At 35.5% G+C, this 19,917-nt stretch carries 12 protein-coding genes; 3 read left to right on the top strand and 9 right to left on the bottom strand.

The features are described from left to right. Positions 1-3 precede the first annotated feature (3 nt). From GM921_RS05425 to GM921_RS05385, 9 genes are all read right to left on the bottom strand, one after another. Positions 4-702 carry an L-ribulose-5-phosphate 4-epimerase gene (locus GM921_RS05425; protein WP_182921578.1) on the bottom strand — a complete coding sequence of 233 codons (699 nt, stop codon included), beginning with the start codon at positions 700-702 and terminating at the stop codon, positions 4-6. Further along, entirely contained in the window at positions 699-2,399 is a 1,701-nt protein-coding gene (locus tag GM921_RS05420) for a ribulokinase (RefSeq protein ID WP_182921577.1), read from the bottom strand. Before GM921_RS05420 ends, GM921_RS05425 begins: the two co-directional genes overlap by 4 nt. Positions 2,400-2,491: 92 nt before the next feature. Next, on the bottom strand, positions 2,492-4,690 hold the full coding sequence (locus GM921_RS05415) for an alpha-N-acetylglucosaminidase (protein WP_182921576.1): 2,199 nt from the start codon (positions 4,688-4,690) through the stop codon (positions 2,492-2,494). Between the two features lie 13 nt (positions 4,691-4,703). After that, positions 4,704-6,332, bottom strand: a complete 1,629-nt coding sequence (locus GM921_RS05410; RefSeq protein WP_182921575.1) for a sodium/sugar symporter — start codon at positions 6,330-6,332, stop codon at positions 4,704-4,706. Positions 6,333-6,370: 38 nt separating this feature from the next. Further along, a complete protein-coding gene (locus tag GM921_RS05405) occupies positions 6,371-7,594 on the bottom strand; it encodes an acyltransferase family protein (protein WP_182921574.1) in 1,224 nt (407 codons plus the stop codon). Between the two features lie 23 nt (positions 7,595-7,617). After that, entirely contained in the window at positions 7,618-8,616 is a 999-nt protein-coding gene (locus tag GM921_RS05400) for a purple acid phosphatase family protein (protein WP_182921573.1), read from the bottom strand. A 96-nt stretch (positions 8,617-8,712) separates the two neighbouring features. Further along, complete coding sequence (locus GM921_RS05395) at positions 8,713-10,389, bottom strand: RagB/SusD family nutrient uptake outer membrane protein (RefSeq protein ID WP_182921572.1); 1,677 nt, start codon at positions 10,387-10,389, stop codon at positions 8,713-8,715. An 18-nt stretch (positions 10,390-10,407) separates the two neighbouring features. Next, entirely contained in the window at positions 10,408-13,443 is a 3,036-nt protein-coding gene (locus tag GM921_RS05390; RefSeq protein WP_182921571.1) for a SusC/RagA family TonB-linked outer membrane protein, read from the bottom strand. 86 nt (positions 13,444-13,529) lie between these two features. Continuing rightward, the gene (locus tag GM921_RS05385) at positions 13,530-14,420 is read right to left on the bottom strand and encodes an inositol oxygenase family protein (RefSeq protein WP_182921570.1); all 891 of its coding nucleotides are present in this window, start codon (positions 14,418-14,420) and stop codon (positions 13,530-13,532) included. Between the two features lie 360 nt (positions 14,421-14,780). On the opposite strand from GM921_RS05385, the gene GM921_RS05380 reads away from it, so the two are divergent. The 3 genes from GM921_RS05380 to GM921_RS05370 all read left to right on the top strand — a co-directional run bounded on the left by GM921_RS05380 (position 14,781) and on the right by GM921_RS05370 (position 19,767). After that, positions 14,781-15,791: a LacI family DNA-binding transcriptional regulator gene (locus GM921_RS05380; protein WP_182921569.1), complete on the top strand. Its 1,011-nt coding sequence runs from the start codon at positions 14,781-14,783 to the stop codon at positions 15,789-15,791. An 82-nt stretch (positions 15,792-15,873) separates the two neighbouring features. Beyond that, complete coding sequence (locus tag GM921_RS05375; RefSeq protein WP_235969783.1) at positions 15,874-18,228, top strand: GH92 family glycosyl hydrolase; 2,355 nt, start codon at positions 15,874-15,876, stop codon at positions 18,226-18,228. A gap of 39 nt (positions 18,229-18,267) precedes the next feature. After that, complete coding sequence (locus GM921_RS05370) at positions 18,268-19,767, top strand: glycoside hydrolase family 28 protein (RefSeq protein ID WP_235969782.1); 1,500 nt, start codon at positions 18,268-18,270, stop codon at positions 19,765-19,767. The last annotated feature ends 150 nt before the right edge of the window (positions 19,768-19,917 follow it).

The raw sequence follows: 19,917 nt of genomic DNA, 5'->3' as shown, positions 1-19,917 counted from the left end.
TTATTATTCCTGTCCATAATAAGCTCCATCTCCATGCTTCCTATCAAAATGTTTTTTAATTAAGGAATCTTTAAGTTTTGGTGCTTGTGGGTTAATTTGTTGGGTAAATAAGGCCATTTGTGCAATACTTTCTAGTACAGCACTATTATAAACTGCTTTTTGAGCCGTTTTCCCCCAAGTAAAAGGGGCATGGTTACCTACTAAAATCATTTCAATTTCTGTATAGCTTAATCCTAAAGCTTCTAAGTGTTTAATGATTTGAAAGCCTGTTTCATATTCGTAATTTCCTTTAATCATCTCATCACTCATTGGTGGGGCGCAAGGAATATCAACAGTGAGATGATCGGCATGCGTTGTACCGTAAATAGGAATAGCACGTTGTGCTTGCGCCCAAGAAGTTGCATAAGTGGAATGCGTGTGAACAATTCCTTCTATGGCCGACCAGTTTTTATACAATACTGCATGGGTTTTAGTGTCTGAAGAGGGGCGTAGATTTCCTTCAATGCTATTTCCATCAAAATCTACAACAACCATCTTATCAACAGTTAAATCCTCGTATGGAACACCGCTTGGTTTAATTGCAAATACACCTTTTTGTTGATCTGCTGCACTTACATTTCCAAAAGTAAAAAGCACCAAATTTAACGCTGGTAATTGCATATTAGCCTCATATGCCTGTTCTTTTATGTTTTTATAGCTCATGATAGATAAGGTTTAATATCTTTTTTATGATATTTTTCTAGATATCTGCCCAAGGTTTGGTATTGATGAAAATGTTCACGATACATTTTTTGTTTCCGCTTATTGGGCTTATATTCTTTTTCAAATCCTGTTCCCATTGCTTTCATTGCCACTTCTATAGTAGGATAAATCCCTGCTGCAACGGCGGCAAACATAGCAGCACCTAATGCACAAGTATGTTCAAAACGATGAATACGTATTGGCATTTCTAAAATATCGGACATCATTTGCATAATATAAGGTGATTTTTTAGCCACCCCACCAATTCCTATAATTCCTTTTACAGGTACATCTTGATCTTTAAAACATTCAACTATACTTTTTGCACCAAAACAAGTAGCTTCAGCTAAAGCTCTAAACATCCTTGGTGCATCTGTACCTAAGCTAAAACCTGTAATTGCTCCCTTTAATTCTTGATTAGCATTGGGTGTTCTTCTACCATTTAACCAATCTATTGCTAATTCTTCGTAATCATGGTCGCCTAAGGCCTCAGCTTGTTTACTTAAAGTGGCTATAATTTTTTCTTCAAGCTCTATTTTTAATGCTGATGCTGTTTCAGGATCTAAAAGTTTGGATTCTGATAAAAGATGATTTAATGGCCAGCTTATTAGATTTTTAAACCAGGCATAAACATCGCCAAAGGCTGATTGACCAGCCTCTAGACCCGCCATATTGGGTATTACCGAACCATTTACTTGTCCGCATATTCCTTTAATTAGCTTTCCATCAATATCTTGATTGGGTGCTACTAAAATATCGCAGGTACTTGTTCCCATTACTTTACTTAAAAAGTAAGGTTCAATTTCACCGCCTACAGCACCCATATGTGCATCAAAAGCGCCTACACCAATAATAACATTGGTGTTTAAACCTAATTTATTGGCCCATTCTGCACTTAAGTTACCTGCTGGCACATCGGAAGTATAGGTGTCTGTAAATAGACGATCTCGATATCCTTTAAGTAAAGGGTCTAGGCTACTGAAAAATTCATCGCTTGGTAGTCCGTCAAATTCTTCGGCCCACAACGCTTTATGTCCAGCTGCACAACGACTCCGCTTCATTTTTTTGATGTCAGTTTCACCGCATAATAGAAAAGGAATCCAATCGCAATGTTCAACCCACGAAACAGTATGGTTTCTAACTTTTTTATCCGTTCTTAAAATGAATAATAATTTAGACCAAAACCATTCTGACGAATAAACGCCGCCGACATATTTAAGATAATTTACATCAAATTTTTCTGCATGCGCATTAATCTCACTAGCTTCTTTAGTGGCAGAATGATCTTTCCAAAGTACAAACATAGCATTTGGATTTTCTTCAAAACCATCTGTTAAAGATAGGGGGATTCCAGCTTCATTAACGGCGATAGGGCTTGATCCTGTAGTGTCTACAGCAATTCCTTTTACATTTGAAGCAATTTGATCGCCACCAGCTTTTGCAATACATTCTTTAATGGTGTAGGTTAAACCTTCGATATAATCTAATGGATGTTGCCTAAATTGATTAAGGGTGGCGTTACAATATAACCCTTTTTGCCATCTCGGATACAGGAATACCGACGATGAAATTTCTTTACCATTGCTGGTATCTACCAACACAGACCGAACAGAGTCGGTACCATAATCTACGCCAATAACATAGTTCACTTCGTTCATACAAATTAATAAATGTCTAATTAACGTTTATTTTTTTTGAATTGCAAAATTTTATGCGGATAACTTCTAAACGCAGTGGTTTTTGTATGAGGTTATTTTATTGCTAAACGATATTTTTTATGCATTTTAATTGCAATTTCAGTCGCATTCCCAATGGGTTTAATCGCATAATCTTTCCGTTGGTTAACCCATTTCCATTCCCATTGGCTAATTTCTTTATCGAATTGAATAAAATCTATAGGTCGTTTTTGATTTAAAGAATTTTCTGCTACAACGAAGAACTGTTGCCAGCGTGGTTTATAAAAATCACTCAGTAAGCCGCTCCATTGCCTACATGCATATTCATGAAGTGGGTTTTTGGCATCGCCCCACAGGGTAATTAAATCTTTAGCGTTCATTTCATACAAAGCCTTTTCCTGTGCAGTAGTTCCCCATCGTCTAGCATCAGCTACCCATGGGCCTAACATAAAATCTTTTCTGGTAGCCAGTAGTTTATCCATATCATCAATTAATGCTAAAAAATTGGCGCTTTCACGTTTAAATGTTACCAAGTCTTTTTGTTGATATGCAGCTACAAATTTTCGTTGCAAGGGCAAGGCATAATTCGCCAAAACTTGTCGAGTTACATCAACTAAATCGTAGTTAAAACCATCGCTGTTTTTGCAAGTTGGTGCAGCTTTAATTAAGGCATCCCAAGCTGGAAGTAAATCTTTAGCGTCGTAATTTAAGGTTGTTCTTGCCCATCTTGTTAATGAATCTAAAGTTGGTCGTGCTTGAATAATAGACTCGGCACCATCTCGAACGTATTTATCCTTAGGTACTGTATACACAGTTTTTCTTAAAATATCCCAAGCTTTTAACGCATATTGATTCATATTTCCGTATCGGTTACGCACAAATTGAGGGAGCCAAGTATTGAGATCTATAGATTCAGTTTGCCAAGTGTTATTGGTCATTAATTCGTACAATACAGGATTTTGTTCAATACCCTCCATGGTAAGGCCAATTCCAATCATTTTTCCGCTTTTGGGATCTTGTAAAGCTGCAGCAGGTTCTTTGGCAACAACATCCATTCGGCCAAATAAATTGGTATTACCGCCAAAATTATGTAGCATATTCCATATCCAAGGTTTGCCATAAAATGCGTCAGTTCGTTTCCAAACAGGCTCTATCTCTGTAGCCAAGTCTAGTATAATCATTTTATCGTTGGGTACTGCTTTAAGTAGAGCTTCGGTTTGAGGTGCTTTCCAAAATTTGCGGTCGCTATAAAAAAGCCAACCCTGCATTACCCAAATTGCCGATGTGTCTGCTTGATACATGCCATCATATACTCTTGCACTTAACTTGCCTAAAAATTCAGGGTCATCAGAAGGAGGTTCGTTTTCGTTAAACGTATCTGCAGAATATAAATGATCGGTACCTAATAATTCGGTTTGTCGTTGTAAGAATTTTTTTCCGATAGCAGCAAACATAGGATCTTCCGAATCTAAAATATAAGTATCTGCAAAACCGTTTGTCCAATTTGTAGCTTTTAATTTAGCATTTGGGAATTTATTTTTGAAGGCAGCAGGTACGTGACCAGTAAAGGCGGGTAAAACTGGTTTCATGCCCAAGGAGCGTTGTCGTTGTAAAATTTTCTTTTGTAGTTCGAAGTGGCTTTTCATCCAAGTTAATGGTAGGGGGCCACCCCAACCGTCCATGTTTCCCATCCAAAACCAAGAGAAATAAGCAGGCCCTGTGAAAAAACCTTCGAGTTCTTTATCGCTAAAACCCATTTCCTTGTATACCAAATACCATGTGTATTCTTCTCCCGTAATGGCGAGAGGCATATTAATGCCATGCAATGCCATCCAGTCTATTTCTTTTTCCCATCTTGCCCAATCCCACCAACTCATGGTATAGTTAAATGTGCAATAATTGAGGTAATAACGATAAGTATACGGGCTTGCTTTGTGTATTTTTTTGTTAACTGATGGCAATTTTGCTGGAAGCTTTAAATTAGTACCATTCCAGGTAATTTGACAATGCGCATAATTGGTTAAATAATAATATAAGGCTGATGAGATGGCCACTCCACTACTTCCCCTCAATACAATTTTGTTGTTGCGGCTTTCGACTTCAAAAATATCTTTTCCACCAACTGGCGCTATACTTTCGATTAAGAATGATTTACTATACAGCGGAATAGTTCTATCAATTAAAGCTCTTGCAGCCTGCAAATCTGCCTGTGCATTAGCGTGATAAGTAAGTGAAACTAAAAGGAGCAGAGCTAAGAATTTTTTTAAAAGCATAACTAATCGGTGTTTACCAAAAAATGGTGTATAAAGCGGTGAGGATTCCTACAATTAAAAGAGAGCCGATAGCAAAACTGGTACTGATTTTAAACATCGATGTATCAACTTCAATAGCCTGTTCATTTGTTAAGGTTTGTGGTTTGCTTAAACTAATACCAATCATTAAAAGTACAATTACTACAAAATCGATTTCCATTCGATTAAAAAATGGTAAATCTGGGAAAGCACCATTTGTCCATACTGGTAAAAACTTTAACACCGTAGAAAGCGGAATGGTAATTAATGCACCTACCATTGCAGCAGCAGAAGTTGTACGTTTCCAGAAGAAGCCTAGCAAGAAAATAGCCAATACGCCTGGTGAAATAAAGCCCACATATTCCTGAATAAATTGATAAGCCTGATCTAATGATTTTAATGCGGGAGTTACAATAGCAGCAATGGTCATAGAGATAGCTACTGCCCAGCGACCAACATTCACCATTTTACGATCTGATGCATCTTTGTTGAAGAATTTCTTATAAATATCTAACGAGAAAATAGTTGAAATACTATTAGCTTTACCTGCTAAAGAGGCAACAATGGCTGCAGTAAGTGCGGCAAAAGCAACGCCTTTTAATCCGGGAGGTAATAAATTCATTAAAGTTGGATAAGCATGATCTGGTTTTATTACGCCATCACTTGCCATTTCTGCTTGAAATAAGCCTTTATTATGCAATACAAACATTACAATACCTGGAAGCACCGCAATAACTGGTACAAGCAACTTTAAAAATGCAGCGAATAAAATCCCTTTTCTGGCGGTATTTAAATCAGCTCCCAAAGCACGTTGTACAATGTACTGGTTGCATCCCCAATATGCTAAATTGTTAATAAGCATACCACCAATAAGCACAGATAGACCAGGTAATTTGTCATAATATTTATCAGACGAATTAAAAATCATGTGAAAGTGTTCAGGCGCTTCTTTACGGAGTACAGAAAGTCCTGCAAAAATATCATTGCCAAAACCATACTCATTAGAAAGTAAAGAAAGAGCCAAATAGGTGGTAACTAGACCGCCAATAATCAATACCAAAACCTGAATAACATCGGTATAACCAATTACTTTCATCCCGCCTAGGGTTACAATCATCGAGAAAATACTGAGACCAACAATGCACCACTCAAAACTAATGTTAGAGATAGAAGAAATGGCCAATGCACCGAGATAAATAATAGAAGTAAGGTTTACAAATACATACACCAATAGCCAAAAAACTGCCATAATTGTACTCACCTTATCATTATATCGTGTGGCAAGGAACTGTGGCATGGTAAAAATCTTATTTTTAAGATATACCGGGATAATAAAAATGGCCACAATAATGAGGGTAGCAGCTGCCATCCACTCGTAAGATGCAATGGCTAAACCTAGGGCGAAACCCGAGCCAGACATACCAATAAAATGCTCTGCAGAAATATTAGAAGCAATTAAGGAAGCTCCAATTGCCCACCAGGTAAGCGAACCTTCTGCCAAGAAAAAGTCCTTAGAACTTATATTTTTCGACTTCTTTTTATGATAAATGTAATAACCATAAGAGGATACGACAATAAAATAGAAGAAAAATACAATGTAATCTGCGGTTTGTAATTGGTTCATTATTTGGTTAGTTTATTTTTATTTTTGGTTTTTTAGTTTTACAGTTTTAAAAACCACTTTTTTCGATATAAAAACTGTAGTAGGGTAAGTTGAATAATTAAAATGCCGACCCATAAGATTACTTGTTGCCAAGCACCTTGTGTTTGTTCAATTAAGCCACCAAATAAAAATTTAGCAGTCGCTTCAAAACTAATTAAACCATGCGCAGCTACATAAATTAAAATAGAGTTACTCCCAATCCATAATAAAGGTGTGCTCCATTTTTTAAATCCAACAAGGTCAATTATTCCGTAAAAAATAGCGAACAATGTAATACTCCATCCGCCAGCAAATAATACAAAAGAACTGGTCCACATATTTTTATTAATCGGGAATACTATATTCCAAATCAAACCTAAAAAAATTAAAGTTACACCAGCTGCAATTAGCAATAAGAATTGTTTTAATGGTCCTGTTTTTTTCTCAAGTTTTATATATTGCCCTGTAAATATTCCCATTAAGGCTGATGCAATTGCAGGTAAAGTAGAGAGTAGCCCTTCGGGATCATACACTATACGGTGTAGTTTTCCAGGTAAGTACAACCGATCAAAATAAGCAGCTAAGTTACCTTCGGGTGTGAGGTTGCCAATACCAAATTGAGGTACAGGAACTAGTGTTAATAATGCCCAATAGCCTAATAATATGAGTATAAACCATAGTAATTGTTGCCTCAAAGAACAATTTAAGTAAATGATTGCTGCAAAAAAACAGGCAAGTCCAATTCGTCCAAGTACACTAGCAAATCTTATATTTTCATAATCTTGCCATTTAAAAAGCCCATTTATTATCATCCCTAAAAGGAGTAATAGTATAGTTCTTTTAATTAAAGAAGTATATAATTTTTTCTTGACTTTCTTTCTCTCTGCTACCTCGGTTAAATGAAAGTAACGGTCATAAGCAAAAGGCATAGATACGCCAGCTATGAAAATAAATAAAGGAAAAATTAAATCGTAAAAGGTAAAACCATTCCACGGGCTATGATGTAACTGATTGCTAATGCCTACAAGTATTCTTTCTGTTAAATTTAAATCGTTCGTGGTCGCAATTTGCCAATCTTGTGGGTTACGAATTAGCGCATGTTTTTCCATCACAACGTTAGCCAAACTATGAAAAATTCCTTCGCCGCTAATAATCCAGAACATGTCAAAACCACGTAAAGCATCTAAAGAAAGTAGCCTTTTTGGGGTTGATATAGATAAGGATGAATGTTCTGTTGCTTCCATTGTTTTTTAGTTGACGATTTTCATCAATTTGGTTTTTGTAAAGTTGTGGTATAAATTATTTCGCCCTCATCATTAATAGTTTGTACTCGAAGTTGATTTTTAGTTACCGAAAAAAGCATAAAACCATATTCAGAAGCGACCATTTCACTCCCTTCAATTAATTTTACAGGTGTTTTTTCTGAGGCTGCGCCCGAAATAAAATGATGGGTTTTACCTGGCGGTTTTAAGTGTTGTAAACTATGTTCATGACCAGTTAGGTATACATCTACGCTGTATTTATCTAATATTGATTTTAAAGAATTACGGATAGCTCGTGTATCGTAACCAGTTGTACGGCTTCCACCTGTGTACATAGGGTGATGACCAACTACAATTTTCCATTTAATAGAAGGAGAAGCATCGTTGAGAACTGTATTGAGCCAGTTTTTTTGCTGAGTGGTATCTTGCCCGCGAACGTTTGGTCCATATTCAGCATTGGTGTAAAATTCTTTAATTAAAGGATTAGTATCCATAAAAACAATTAACACTTGTTTTGAAGTATCGCCACCAATGGCAAATTTTTTACTGTAATAACGGGCTGGCATTTTCCAACGTCTGCTAATTTTAGAGTAAGCTACCTCTGCATCTGGATTGGATTTATAATCGTGGTTCCCTAATACAGGATACCAATCTACTTGTAAGGAAAATGCTGTATAAATATCTTCAAATGAATACCTGAAGAGTGGATCTTGATCGCTTATTACACCACTTGGGTAAAAATTATCGCCTGTTGAAATCACAAATTGAGCTTTAATATCTGAAGCGGTTTTACCCATTTGTGCGGCTACTTGTTTTTGGTGATCTGCTCCATTTCTTCCCCAATCGCCCATGGCAATAAAATTAAGAGAAGAATCTAATTTTAGTAAGTCTTTAGTGGGTTTGGCATTTGCCGATGGATTTCTTAGCAAAATTTGAGCGTTTACCTGAGAAATTGGCAATGCGATAAAGTAAGCTACTAAAATGCGAAGCAGTAATTTTTTCATTGCAATTTAATGGTTTTTCAAAAGGAGTGATGTTAATAAAATTTCCGAAGACAGTTAAGCCTTCGGAAATTTAAGAATAGGATTTATCAAAAACGATTAGTTAGGATATCCTGTATTTTGAACAAGTTTAGGATTGGTAGCCATTGCCGTACTTGGTATTGGAAATATGCGGCGAAATGTTTCGCTGTTTGTTTTAGACAAACCGTAGCTAGCCTCATATTTACCAAATCTAATCATATCATTACGGTGCCATGTTTCCCATGCAAATTCTTTAGAGCGTTCGTTGTATAAAACATCTAATGTAATTGCACCTAAAGCCGCAGAGGTTGTACGGTTAGTTCTTACTGAATTTACAAGCGATAGTGCAGTTGCGCCTAATGTTGGCGTTCCTCCACGGAAAATAGATTCAGCTTTCATTAGTACAATATCCGAATAACGGAATAATGGAACATCATTACTTTGGTTTCTGCTAATGGTATTGGTATAATCAGGTAAAAATTTAATATTACGATAACCTACATTCCATGCAATTTCATCTTTACCCAAATCGAAAGAAGTAGCACCAAGACGAGAAGCAGTAAGTGGTGTTAAATTTAACTGGTAAGTATATGCTGCTGCAGGGCTTCCGCCAGTATAAAATTGATTATAACCTAAATTAGTAGTGCTTACCATTAGAGGGCTACCATCTTGCCAAGTTTGCAAACCTGTTAACCATTGCTTGTTACGAACATCATTAGCATCATCAAAGTTTGCATAAAACTCACTAGTTGTCATACGCGGACCACTTGGCTTATTGTTAGATAAACCACCACCACTACTCGAATTCATAACGGGATTGGTAAATGAACCAGGTGTAGATCCAGAGTACAAATAGCGAATTCCTAAATTACGATTTAGATCATATCTGGCATAAAACATAGTTCCGTTAGATGTAGACGGGTCGTACGGAATTGCAAAAATAAACTCCTTTTGCGATGGTCCATTAGTTGGGTAAAACATTTGCAAGTAAGTAGCCATTGGCTCTATACTGTATAAACCAGAATTAATAATCTGATCACAGGCTGCTATACAGTCATCGTAACGTGCTGTACCAGTATAAACTGCAGCATTTAAATACATTTTTGCCAATATAGAATAAGCCAAATATTTAGTTGGCAAACCATAAGTAGCTACTCCAGTTGTTGATTTTAAAAAGGGGATAGCCGCTTTTAGTTCTTTTTCTACGTAATTGAATACCTCAGTTCTTGGTGCTTTTGCTTTTAAATCTGTAGCTCCATACAAAGTATCTAAAGGCACATTTCCGTACAAATCCATCATCATAAAATAAGCTAATGCACGTGTGGTTTTTAACTCGGCCATAGTGGTATTTGTAGATGCACCCGGAGGAGCCGATTTGCCGATAATAGAAATAGTTTGATTAGCTGTACCAATAATGTTGGTTAAATATGACCAACCTGCGGCTACCCAAGCATTATCTTTTGTCCAGGTATGGCGGTGTAGTTCAAGGTATTTATTTCCATCAATCCAATCAGATCCGAAAGTAGCCAATACTGATTCGTCAGTTGAGCTACTTTGCAGGAAAAAGTACGTGGTAGAAAAATCGCTTCTTAAATTAATGTATACTGGGCCAGATGCCGAAGTAAGCTGTGCGGCAGTTTGGGGGTATGTGTCGGGTGTAAGTTCTGATGTAACAGCTACATCAAGTTTTTGGCAGGAAGTGAATATTAAAGCACTTATAAGTACACCTAATATTCCAATTAATATCTTTTTCATGTCTTTAAATTTCTCTTTTTAAAATGATACGTTAACACCTAACAAAAATGTGCGGGTTTTAGGATAGAAGTTATTATAATCTATACCTGGTGCAACACCGCCTTGGTTAATCTCTGGATCAATTCCTTTGTATTTTGTGATGGTGAACAAGTTATTTGTAGAGGCATATACCCTAATATTGCTTACTTTTTCAAAAGGACTTTTAAAATTATAACCAAGTGTAGCATTATCTAAACGAATGTAAGATCCATCTTCAATATACCTGTCAGAATAGAATGAGTTTCTAGTATCAGATATTTTATCATTAGCAGCGCTAACCAATATGTTGTTAATTGCAGCACCTGCGGTATACGATAAATCAGCCCTTGTAGCATTAAATATCTTGTTGCCAAAAGTACCTCTTATAAATATATTCAGGTCTAAATTTTTATACTTGAAGGTGTTGCTCCAACCCATTAATACTTTTGGTTGTGCATTGCCTAGGTAAAAATAATCGGTACCAATAGCAGGTGTAGTTGTTGTAGAACCATCACGTTTATAAAACAATGAATTGCCACTAGCATCTTTACCTGCATATTTTAACGAAAAGAATTGACCTAAAGGATAACCTACTTTAAGGATTTGTAAGGTCGCATTGGTTTGACCTGGTCCTTCTGGATCAGAATATCTAACCGAATCGCCATTAGCATAAGGGCCTTTTAAGCTGGTTATTTTGTTTTTGTTATAAGCCATGTTGATGGTAGTTGACCAAGAAAAGTCTTTTGATACAACTGGTGAAGAGCTTAAACTAACCTCAATACCTTTGTTGTTGATGCTACCACCATTTGCCCAAATAGAACCACCTGGAACTAAGGATGCAGAAACACTATATCTGAAAAGCATATCAGTTGTGTTTTTGTCATATACATCTATACTACCACTAATTTTGTTCTTCAATAAAGCGAAATCAACACCTAGGTTTTTGGTTGCAGTTCTTTCCCATTTTAAATTAGGGTTTGATCCTTGTACTGGAGCATAAGCCGCAGCTTGTACTCCATTATTATAGTATGTACCACTAATGCCATAAACTAATTTACCTGTGTACGCTCCAATACCTGAAGAATTACCTGTTACACCGTAACTAGCACGTATTTTCAAATCGCTGAATAATGATTGATTTTTCATGAAATCTTCCTCAATTACTCTCCAAGCTACACCAGCAGATGGGAAATAACCCCATTGATTATTTTCACCAAATACTGAACTTCCATCACGTCTAATAGATCCTTGGAACAGGTATTTATCTTTATAACTGTAGTTTACTCTTGCAAAATCAGATATCATTAATATTTTACCATAGGTGAGATCATTACCTAGGTTAATACGGTAAGATGAAATAGCATACGGATTACCCAAAGTAAGGTTTGAGAAACCAATGTTATCTGAAGGGAAATTAGTGCTTGATGTTTGGAAACCATCACCATATACATTATCCTGATAAGTGTAGCCAATTACAGCGTTGATACTGTGATCGTTAATTTTCTTATTCCAGGTTAAAAATGTTTCTAATGTTTTTGTCGAGTTTTCGTAGTTACTTCGCAAAGCCGAACCATTAGAGCCAAACAATGAGCCAATAAGCGTATGCGCTATGCCAATACCAGGATCTGGATTATTATAAAAATTTGATGTTGGATACTTACCAAAATAACTGCTATAGAACTCGCCATGCGATGCGGTTGTTTTTTGATAAGATAGGTTTACATTATAGGTAAAACCAAATGGTAATTTTATTTCGGTATTAAAGCCACCTAATAATACATTGTATTTGGTTTCATCTTGTGCATTACCTACAATAGCTAATGGATTAAAGTAACCTGTATTGTTTAAGTTTTCAAAATAAGTACCATCAGCATTATACAATGGCGATACAGGTGAGTGCTTTGCTGCTTGTAGTAAAACGATATTTTGCAAAGGCACATTAATAGATTTACTAGTTGAATTAGATAAATTTAAACTGAACTTAACTTTATCATTAAATGCATATTGATCAATGTTTAAACGACCAATAATACGATTAAGTGAACTTTCTGATAAAATACCATCTTTATTAAAGTAGTTAAGACTAGCGCTATAAGTGCCATGTTCTGATCCACCACTAAAAGATAGGTTATGGTTATGCGAATAAGCTGTTGATCGCTGAATAGCTTTCATCCAGTCGGTATTTGCGCCTTTATCATCATTAGGTGAAAATGCAGAACCATTTGCTGTGAGAAAGCTCCTCAATTGATCGGCATTCATTAAATCCAAGGTGCTACTAACATTTTCTATAGCTCCAAAACCACTATAAGTAATTCGTGATTGTCCTTTTGCGCCACGTTTAGTAGTTACCATAATTACTCCACTTGCAGCTCGGTTACCATAAATAGCAGTTGCTGCAGCATCTTTCAATACATCTATCGATTCAATATCAGCTGGTGCTATTGCAGCAATATCTGCACCTGGTATTCCATCTATTACGTAATATGGTGCTCCTGGACTATTAACGGTTGATGCACCACGCAATATTACAGCGGCAGGTTTGTTAGGATCACCACTAGAGCTAATATTTACACCTGCTACTTTGCCCTGAAGCAATTGTCCAACATCACTAATGGCACCTTTGTTCAATTCATCAGCTTTTATAGTAGTTATCGAACTGGTTAAAGCTTTTCTGGAACTTTTTCCATAACCTACAACTACTACATCAGAAAGGGTAGTGGTCATTTGGGTAATAGTTACTTTGTAAACAGACTGATCAGTTACAGTAACCTCTTTAGTATTAAATCCTAAAGAGCTAAATACCAGGATGTCACCAGTTTTTGCTGTAACACTAAAGGAACCATCCGTGCCTGTTACCGTTGATTTTGTAGTTCCTTTTACGAAAATAGATACCCTTGCCGCCGGAATACTTTCCGAATCGACGACAGTACCCGTAATTTTTCTTTCATTTTGAGCCAGAGCGATGTTAAATTGGCTAATTAATAAGAGTAGCATACACATGCAGCTACGCTGAAATAGTGTATAATTAAATCCCATAATTTTGTAATTTAGAGTTCATAATTGATTTGTTTAAAATTTGGTTATATTATTTTTTAGAAATTGAGAGGTTTTTTAGATGTTGGCTAAAATTTAAGGTTCGTGGGTAAATATTTTGCAACTAAAGCTTGATAGTATGGTTTTAATTCTTCCCAACTTTTTTGATTTGGGTTTTTAGAATATAAATCATAAGGATTAAAAAGAGCTACCCATTTAAACATTTCGTGGTCTTTCTCATTCATTAAATGGTCGTAGGCATTTTCTCTATGTTGAGAATAAAATGAATGATAACGTAGCATGTATAAGCCAGGTTCTGGAATGTAATCTTTCATCATATGGTAAACATATTCATCATGACCCCAAGACATATGCACCTGATCTAGACCGCAATTTTCGGTATAGATACCAAGTTTGGTATTGAATTTTTTATTGTCATAATCTGGATTAGCTTTAAAAAATTCTGGATACACAATCTTGTCAGAATAAGCACAACCTACCGGAAAAGTATCGCCTACAACTCCCCATTGTGGTTCGCCAAATAAACATAGTACTTTTCCCATATCGTGTATTAAGCCAACAAGCACCATCCAATCTGGGTGTCCATCATTTCTAATCGCTTCAGAGGTTTGTACTAAATGTTGCATTTGATCCAAGTCGGTATCAGGATCTGAATCATCTACCAATTCATTTAAAAAATCAAAGGCATTCCAAATCGGCATCTCTCTTTTATCAAACTTCAAATAATCAGCTTTTTTCTCCAAAACGAAGTCATAGGTTTGATATTTGTGATTTAGTCGATAAAATTCTTTAACGCCATCTTTGCTAGTTTCTTCATAATTTCTGAATTCCTCTTCTTTTTTGTCTTTGTTAATGGAAGCTGGATCTGGGTAGCGGTCTAAAACATCATTTTCCCATTGGTCTAGGTTATCCAATGGACTGTTGTTTTCATTTGCGAAGGTGTTGTCGGTGATGCTCATTCGATTAATTATTTGGTTAGAATAAATAAAAACAATTCGTTTCTAATAATTAAAGTTGTTGTTTTGAAAGGTTAGATTTTCATATTTTACTTAATTTATTTACTTAATCGTTTAAGTAAATTCGAGGTTTTTGATAGTAAAATGGCCTTTAAATGCAAATAATGCCAATAACTGTTGTATTAACGTTTGTAATTCGTTAAGTTTAGGTTGCGAACTAAAATTTAGTTTTGCCAAGAATTAAAAACGATGAACGATTTTCGAATAGAGTTGCCAATACATAGCCTCTTTCTAGGTAGTTCATTTGATATGAGATATAAATTTTAAGATTGACATTACAAATCATACAACCAATTTTTTAACATGAGTAAAGTCACTTTAAAAATTTTAGCTAAACAACTAAATCTTTCTACTGCTGCAGTTTCCAAAGCATTAAGAGATAGTCATGAAATAAGTGAAGTGACCAAAAAACGCGTTATAAGTTTAGCGAATGAGTTGGCTTATGTACCACACCCATATGCTGGAAGTTTACGCGAAAAACGAAGTAAAACGATTGCTGTGGTTATTCCAGAAGTGGCAGATAGCTTTTTTTCTTTGGCTTTAAATGGGATAGAGGCAATTGCTATCCAAAAGGGTTATCATGCATTAATCTATCTCACACATGAGAGCGTAGATCGCGAAATTCAGATCTTAAAAGACCTAGAGTTTGGTCGTGTTGATGGTGTATTGATGTCTATCACTATGAAAACCACTTCTTTCGAACATATTAAAGCATTAAACCATAAAATCCCTTTGGTTTTTTTCGATAGAGTTTGTGATGAAGTAGATACTGCTAAAATTACAACAAACGATTATGAGTGTGGTTATCAAGCCACTCAACATTTAATCGATTGCGGTTGTAAACGGATTTCTATCTTAACTATTTCAAACTCGCTTTCTATCAGTTCTAAACGGATGAATGGATACTTGCAAGCATTAGAGGATAATGGCATTCCATATGAACCTGAATTAAATATATCCTACGGAGATGATAGCGAAAAAAATCATGAGCTAATTACAGCATTGATGAGTAAGCCAGATAGACCAGATGGTATTTTAGCTACAGTTAGTAAAATGACAATGGATATCTACTTGGTGGCTATGGAATTAGGGATTAATATCCCTCAGGAATTGAAGGTTGTCTGTTTCTCTAATGAATCTACTGCGGCAATTTTAAATCCTTCATTAACAACAATTACACAACCAGCTTTCGATATCGGCAAACAAGCGGCAACCATTCTGTTTAAAGCACTTGAGAAAAAGTATTTAATATTAAGTGAAGAAAGTATAGTTATTCCTTCGAGTTTAATAGTTAGGCGATCAACCATTGCTTAAAAGGTTTTTACGAAATCGATTAAGTAAATAAAAATGTCTCTTTATGACAAATTGAAAGCTAAAATTCTCATTTTCGATTAGAATGAAAATCTATTTTATTAAAAATACGGATTGCATCAGCATCATAATGATCTATAAGGAAATCAAATTTTATAAGTTAAAAAAAAGTACATTAACAAGTGTGATTCTGTGTTTAGCGATATCGGGGGCGTATGCGCAAAATCTATTGCCTTATGTACAACCTTTATCAGGTACGGCGGCGTCTACTACGCTTACGGCATTAAAGCATAGTGAAGGCGGGAGTAGTGAAAAAAATGCAAATACTATACCAAGTGTTGGTTTGCCTTTCGGGATGACTCAATGGACCGCACAAACTCAAACTGGCGAAGCCAAATGCTTACCTCCCTATCTTTATAAAAGCAATAAATTAAGTGGTTTTAGGGCCACACATTGGATTAGTGGCTCTTGTATGCAAGATTATGGCAGTTTTACAGTGATGCCGATTACTGGTAAGTTGCAAACAAAAGAATCAGCTTATGCAGCTAACTTTTCTCACCAAGATGAAATAAGCACACCTGCATTTTATCAAGTAAAAATACCGCGTTATAACTTAAAAACAGAAATGACAGCTACTTTGCGAAGTGCAATGTTGCAGTTTACTGTTGCTAAAACAGATAGTTTATATCTGTTAATTATGCCAAATAGCGATCAAAATAAGGGGTTTATCAAGGTTGATCAAAAAAGAGGTGAAGTTTACGGATATAATCCCGTTCATCGAATTTATCAGGGCTGGGGAAAGCCAGCTGGCTTTAGTGGTTATTTTGTCATCAAGATTGAAAAATTATTTACTACCTCAGGTACTTTTAGTAATGATCAGGTTTTAGCTAAAGACATGATCAGCAATAAAGAAAATTTGGGGGCATATTTAGGTTTCAAACTAAAAAAAGGAGAAGTGTTACGCATCAAAGTAGGTACTTCTTTTACTGATATCGAAGGGGCAAGAAAAAATTTAGCTGCAGAAATTTCAAATTGGGATTTTGAGACTTTGGTTAAAAAAAACAGCGCTGTTTGGCAAAATTCCTTAAGTCAAATCACAATTCAATCGCAAAAAGAAAAAGATAAACGGATATTTTATACTGCACTTTATCATTCTATGCAACACCCACGTTTATATAATGATATAGATGGAAGATATCCTCGTTTTGCTGGTAATTACGAGATCGAAAAACTAAAAAATGGCAATTACTATGATGATTTTTCCATGTGGGATATTTATCGGGCTCAATTACCATTAATGGAGATTTTAAAACCGAATTTGGTGAATAATTGGATCGGATCTATGGTTTTAAAGGGAACTCAAGGGAGTTGGTTGCCCATATTTCCGTGTTGGAATAATTACACTGCAGCTATGATTGGCGATCATGTAACTGCTTTTATCTCATCGGCATATACTAAAGGAATAAAAAACTATGATATTAATGAGGCGTATCGTTTAATGCGTCAAAATGCTTTTGATATAGCTAATATAGCAGATTATAAAAATGGTATGGGGCGCAGAGCACTTCCATCTTATCTAAAGTATGGCTATATTCCTATGCAGGATAGTGTTCCTGATGCTTTTCATAAAAAGGAACAAGTGAGCAGGACATTAGAATATGCCTATGATGATTATGCTTTGGCTAAAATTGCAAAGTCGCTTGGTAAAACTGAAGATTACAACATTTTGCTTGCCCGCTCAAAAAACTATGAGAATGTTTTCGATCCTAATGTTAAAATGGTGAGAGGAAGAAATGCCGATGGTACTTGGTATCAGCCATTTAATGCAAATGTTAGAGAACCTTATATTACAGAGGGTACACCAAGACAATATACTTTTTATGTGCCTCATGATGTGCCTGGTTTAGCTACATTAATGGGTGGTCAATTTGAACTAGAAAAGGCGTTGGATAGTTTATTTGAAAAAGACGAATACTGGCATGGAAACGAACCGGGACATCAAATTCCTTTTATGTATAATTATACAGCATCACCTTGGAAAGCCTCAAAAGAAGTTCATCGAATTTTAAATGAAGAATATAATGATGGGCCAGGCGGTTTAAGTGGGAACGACGATGCAGGTCAAATGTCGGCCTGGTATGTATTTGCATCAATGGGTTTTTATCCAGTAGATCCAGTTTCTGGCGAATATTTAGTTGTTGTGCCTACATTTAACAACACTAAAATTAAATTAAATAGCAACCGCATTTTCGAAATTGTAAAGCATCAAAAAACAGCAAAATCTTCTTATATAAAGAGTATGAAGCTAAATGGTAAACCTTACTTGAAAACTTATATCAAACATTCGGACTTAATGAAAGGTGGTAAACTAGAATTCTTTTTAAAAGATCAACCATCACAATGGGGAAAAGATGTAAAAAATCAACCAGCTGGACTTTAATGGTACTTAAACATATTAAACAAAGAAATTAATCATCAGATGAATAACAACAATCAAATGAAAATGTATATCCTATTTTGGGGTATTTTAGTCGCTTTTGCAATGCCTACAAAAATATTGGCCAATGTAAAAAATACTTCAATTAGCCTAATTAAAGAGTACAATATTAATGATTTTGGAGCCAAAGGCGATGGAAAAACAGACGATGCTGTAGCTATACAAAAAGCAATTGATGCATGCACAACTGCGGGTGGAGGAAGAGTGGTTGTGCCATCTGGTAAAACGTATTTAGCTGGTCCTTTTAAACTTAAATCTTATGTTGAATTTTATGTTGCTTTAAACGCAAAGTTATTGGCTAATCCCAATGAAAAAGTATATACAGAAAGTGCTTTCCGTGCCAATAAAGGAGAGGGTACTTTATGGATTAGCGCCAATGATGTTAAACTGGTAACTATTACTGGTGGTGGAATTATTGATGGTAATGGCATTTCTTTTATGGGAGCAGAATTGGAGGATTCTTTTGAACTAAAACCTTTCAATATTGTTGATCCTAGACCTCATTTATTAACAATAATTGGTGGTGAAAATATTCGAATTCACAACATTAATATTAGAAATTCCGCTTATTGGACCATTCATTTAGTAGGTTGTAATGATGTTGCCATTACAGATATTACGCTTTTAAATAATCTAAAGGTGAGAAATGGTGATGGTATTGATATAGACCATAGTAGAAATGTGCGCATTACAAATTGTTATATCGAATCTGGAGATGATGCAATTTGTTTGAAAAATAGGAGAGAGTACGAAGAATATGGCCCTTGCGAAAGTATAACTGTAAGTAATTGCATAATGGTTTCTCGCTCATGCGCCGTTAAAATCGGATCCGAAAATATGGATAAAATCAGTAAAGCTGTTTTTACTAATTGTATTATCAAAGCAAGCAACCGAGGTATTGGTATTCAAAATCGGGATGAGGGAACTGTAGAAGATATTGTTTTTTCAAATATTTTGGTAGAGAGTCATTTTTTTAGCGATGTATGGTGGGGTAAAGCAGAGCCGATTTATATCACTGCCTACCGCAGAGCTAATGGCAATAATAAAGATGCAAATTGGCGTTTTCCGAAAGGAGCAACAGTTGGAAAAGTAGGAACGGTGAAGAACATTTATTTCTCAAATATTAAATGTACAGGCGAAAGCGGAGTATATGTTAGTGCCGAATCTGCTGATAAAATAGATGGTATTTATTTCGATCAAGTAGATGTGCAGATTAACAAAACTACCAACATTAGTGGAGGCGTGTATGATAGAAGACCAAGCCAGGTAGAAGGACTTGTTAAAAGTAATATCGCTGCATTTTATTTTGAGAATGCGACTAATATTAGTTTAAGAAATAGTTCGGTAACATGGGGTAAAAACCTTCCAGTTTATTATACAAATGCCATTAATACAAAAAATGTAACTGGTCTAAAGTTAATTGGTTTTGAAGGAACTTCTACTTCTCCAGGAAAAATAAAAGCTGTTAATCAAATTCCATAGTTGAGAATGAGCTAGATGTTTTTAATTGGATATTGCTAAAATATTGGGTTTGTAGATTGTAAAGGGCTTTTTGGTAACTTGCATTTTGTGTTTATAATAAAATAGATAAATGTCTTTGTAACGTTTATTAATTTTGTACCTTAGGAAAAC

Origin of the sequence: Pedobacter planticolens, assembly GCF_014172375.1 — a bacterium.
GTDB classification, from domain to species: Bacteria; Bacteroidota; Bacteroidia; order Sphingobacteriales; family Sphingobacteriaceae; genus Pedobacter; species Pedobacter planticolens.
The sequence above is the reverse complement of the archived record's forward strand: the minus strand, read 5'-3'. Positions and strand labels throughout refer to the sequence as shown.

Excerpts from the sequence above, each read along its gene's own strand:
- GM921_RS05425 (WP_182921578.1), bottom strand. The coding sequence starts at position 702 with ATGAGCTATAAAAACATAAAAGAACAGGCATATGAGGCTAATATGCAA.
- GM921_RS05420 (WP_182921577.1), bottom strand. The coding sequence starts at position 2,399 with ATGAACGAAGTGAACTATGTTATTGGCGTAGATTATGGTACCGACTCT.
- GM921_RS05415 (WP_182921576.1), bottom strand. The coding sequence starts at position 4,690 with ATGCTTTTAAAAAAATTCTTAGCTCTGCTCCTTTTAGTTTCACTTACT.
- GM921_RS05410 (WP_182921575.1), bottom strand. The coding sequence starts at position 6,332 with ATGAACCAATTACAAACCGCAGATTACATTGTATTTTTCTTCTATTTT.
- GM921_RS05405 (WP_182921574.1), bottom strand. The coding sequence starts at position 7,594 with ATGGAAGCAACAGAACATTCATCCTTATCTATATCAACCCCAAAAAGG.
- GM921_RS05400 (WP_182921573.1), bottom strand. The coding sequence starts at position 8,616 with ATGAAAAAATTACTGCTTCGCATTTTAGTAGCTTACTTTATCGCATTG.
- GM921_RS05395 (WP_182921572.1), bottom strand. The coding sequence starts at position 10,389 with ATGAAAAAGATATTAATTGGAATATTAGGTGTACTTATAAGTGCTTTA.
- GM921_RS05390 (WP_182921571.1), bottom strand. The coding sequence starts at position 13,443 with ATGGGATTTAATTATACACTATTTCAGCGTAGCTGCATGTGTATGCTA.
- GM921_RS05385 (WP_182921570.1), bottom strand. The coding sequence starts at position 14,420 with ATGAGCATCACCGACAACACCTTCGCAAATGAAAACAACAGTCCATTG.
- GM921_RS05380 (WP_182921569.1), top strand. The coding sequence starts at position 14,781 with ATGAGTAAAGTCACTTTAAAAATTTTAGCTAAACAACTAAATCTTTCT.
- GM921_RS05375 (WP_235969783.1), top strand. The coding sequence starts at position 15,874 with ATGAAAATCTATTTTATTAAAAATACGGATTGCATCAGCATCATAATG.
- GM921_RS05370 (WP_235969782.1), top strand. The coding sequence starts at position 18,268 with ATGAATAACAACAATCAAATGAAAATGTATATCCTATTTTGGGGTATT.